Origin of the sequence: Rhizobium sp. SEMIA 4085, assembly GCF_013004495.1 — a bacterium.
GTDB lineage: Bacteria > Pseudomonadota > Alphaproteobacteria > Rhizobiales > Rhizobiaceae > Rhizobium > Rhizobium gallicum.
On sequence record NZ_JABEPH010000552.1, the window covers coordinates 1 to 2660 of the forward strand.

General features: G+C 62.9%; 2 protein-coding genes and 1 pseudogene. 2 read left to right on the forward strand and 1 reads right to left on the reverse strand.

Translation table 11 applies throughout. The features are described from left to right. On the reverse strand, window positions 1–1098 hold a 1098-nt coding region (locus C9413_RS30800; protein ID WP_170251382.1), incomplete at its 3' end, for a DEAD/DEAH box helicase. Window positions 1099–1189: 91 nt separating this feature from the next. On the opposite strand from C9413_RS30800, the gene C9413_RS30805 reads away from it, so the two are divergent. Together C9413_RS30805 and C9413_RS30810 are read left to right on the forward strand one after the other, a co-directional pair. Further along, a complete protein-coding gene (locus C9413_RS30805; protein ID WP_039846750.1) occupies window positions 1190–1507 on the forward strand; it encodes a succinate dehydrogenase assembly factor 2 in 318 nt (105 codons plus the stop codon). After that, window positions 1504–2660 (forward strand): annotated as a pseudogene (locus C9413_RS30810) (transcription-repair coupling factor); the annotation flags it as partial. The gene C9413_RS30805 and the pseudogene C9413_RS30810, both read left to right, overlap by 4 nt.

Consider the following 2660-nt stretch of genomic DNA (forward strand, 5'->3'; position numbering starts at 1 on the left):
GTCGCGCTCACGTCCCTTGGTGCGACCCGTCAGCACCTCAATACCGAGACTGGCAGAAGCGGCGAATTTGGAGATCGTCGCGTAGTGCTGACGCGCGAGAATCTCGGTGGGAGCCATCAGAACGGACTGTCCGCCGCACTCGATCACCGCGGCCATGGCCATCAGCGCCACCAGTGTCTTGCCGGAGCCGACCTCGCCCTGCAGCAGTCGCAGCATGCGGTCTTCGCCAGCCATGTCCTTCAGGACGTCGGCGATTGCCTCTGTTTGGCTGCGCGTGGGCGAAAAGGGCAGCGCCTGCAGGATCTTGCCGCTGATTTTGCCGGTGGCATGGACCGGCTGCCCGGGGACCTTGCGAAGACGCTGGCGTACCAACGCGAGCGACAACTGTCCGGCAAGGAATTCGTCATAGGCGAGCCTTCGGCGGGCGGGGGCTTGCGGATCGACGTCTGTTGGATCGCGCGGTTCATGCAGCATATGGAAGCTGTCGGCGATCGAAGGCAGCCCCTGTGCCTGCGCCAGCGAAAGATCGATCCATTCCGGCAGTTCCGGCACGCGCAGCACCGCCGCCTCGATGATCTTGTGCAGCGTTTTCGGTGAGAGCCCGGCGGTCAGCGGGTACACGGGCTCGACGAGCGGCAGGCTCTCCGTGTCGCCTGCCTTTACGATGTAGTCCGGATGGACCATCGTTGCCCGGCCGTTGAACCAGTCGATCTTGCCGCTGACGGTGACCTCCTCGTCGATCGGAAGCTGCTTTTCCAGCCATCCCGCCTGTCCGCGGAAGAAGACAAGGCTGAGTTCGCCCGTCTCGTCGTGCAGGAAGACGCGGTAGGGAATATTGCTTTTGCCCCGCGGCGGGGGCTGGTGGCGGTCGACTCGCGCCGTGATGGTCACGATCGCACCTTGCGGCGCGCGTGCAATTCCCGGCTGGTTGCGCCGATCAATCAGCGAATGCGGAGCATGGAAGAGCAGGTCGATGATCCGCGTATCGTCCGGTGTCTCGCGTCCAAGCAGCTTCACCAGCAGCTCGGCAATTTTCGGGCCGACGCCCGAAAGAGCCGAAACGGGGGAAAACAACGGATCGAGGATGGTGGGGCGCATGCTGCAAAATGCGATGAAGAATAGGGCATTGGCAAGGCTGACAAGCCGCTTTCGAGGGGCTATAGAGGCGCATCAACAGGAAGGGGATGCCATGACAGGTGTGACACTCTCGAGTGCCGGTCTCGACCCGCGCCGCCGCCGCATATTGTTCCGCTGTTGGCATCGCGGGCTGCGCGAGATGGATCTGGTGTTCGGCCAGTTCGCCGAAGCCGAGGTGGCGACGCTGTCCGAAGCAGAGCTCGACGAGCTCGAAACCATTATGGGCGAGGAAGATAACGACCTTCTGCGCTGGGTTATGGGCACATGGCCTGTGCCGGAGCGCTTTCAAACGCCGATGTTCCAACGCCTCGCAGCCTTCAAGCCGGATTTCGAATATCCGACCGACACCGCATCCAGGAAGCCGGAATGATCCCAGGAATTGATGCAAGCAAGCTCGCAGCCGCCGCCGAGCCGCTGACGATTGGCAATGTGCCGTCCGGCCTGGAACCGCTCCTGCTCGCCGAATTGGCACGCGCTGGCGGACCGGTCGCCTACGTGCTTTCCGACGGGCAGCGCATGGCCGACCTGGAGCAAATGCTCGGCTTTGTCGCGCCCGACATTCCGGTTCTTACGCTGCCCGCCTGGGACTGCCTGCCCTACGACCGCGTTTCTCCCAGCGCCGATACCTCGGCCCGCCGCCTGACGGCACTGAGCGGTCTGATCGCCCATCGCAAGAAGCCACATGCGGCAATCGTGCTCGTTACCGTCAACGCAATGCTGCAGAAGGTGGCGCCGCAAGATGTGATCGAGAGTCTGGCATTCTCGGCGCGCCCCGGCAACCAGGTCCGCATGGACGACCTCGCCGGCCGTCTGGAGCGCAACGGCTTCGATCGGGTCGCGACGGTGCGCGAGGTCGGCGAATATGCGGTGCGCGGCGGCATCCTCGACGTTTTCGTTCCGGGCTCCGAAGAGCCGGTCCGTCTCGATTTCTTTGGAGATACGCTGGAGAGTATCCGCAGCTTCGACCCGGCAAGCCAACGCACAACCGGGCAGGTGCGTTCTCTTAATCTCAACCCGATGAGCGAAGTGACGCTGACGCCGGATACAATCAGCCGCTTCCGCAAGAATTATCTCTCGGCCTTTGGCGCCGCGACCCGCGACGACGCGCTTTATCTTGCGGTTTCCGAAGGGCGCCGCTATCCCGGCATGGAGCACTGGCTGCCGCTCTTCTACGAGAAGCTGGAGACTGTCTTCGATTACCTGAAGGGTTTTCGGATGGTCACGGACCATACCGTGCGTGAGGCCGCCGAGGAGCGCTCGAAGCTGGTTCTCGATTACTTCGATGCCCGCCTGAACTCAGCCCAGCAGGTCAAGGGCCAGATGGCGCAGGGAACACCCTATAAGCCTGTGACGCCCGGTCAACTTTATCTCGACAGCGAAATCTTTTCGAAGACTCTGGATGCGTTCAATAGCATGCGGATTTCGCCCTTCAACGAGCACGAGGGCGAGGCAAGGCGCGTCGTCAACATCGGTGCGCGCCAGGGCGAGCGCTGGGCGCGGGCGAATGCCGAAGGCGGCAATGC

Bases quoted from the DNA above. Each gene is read 5' to 3' on its own strand.
- C9413_RS30805 (WP_039846750.1), top strand. From the start codon at position 1,190: ATGACAGGTGTGACACTCTCGAGTGCCGGTCTCGACCCGCGCCGCCGC.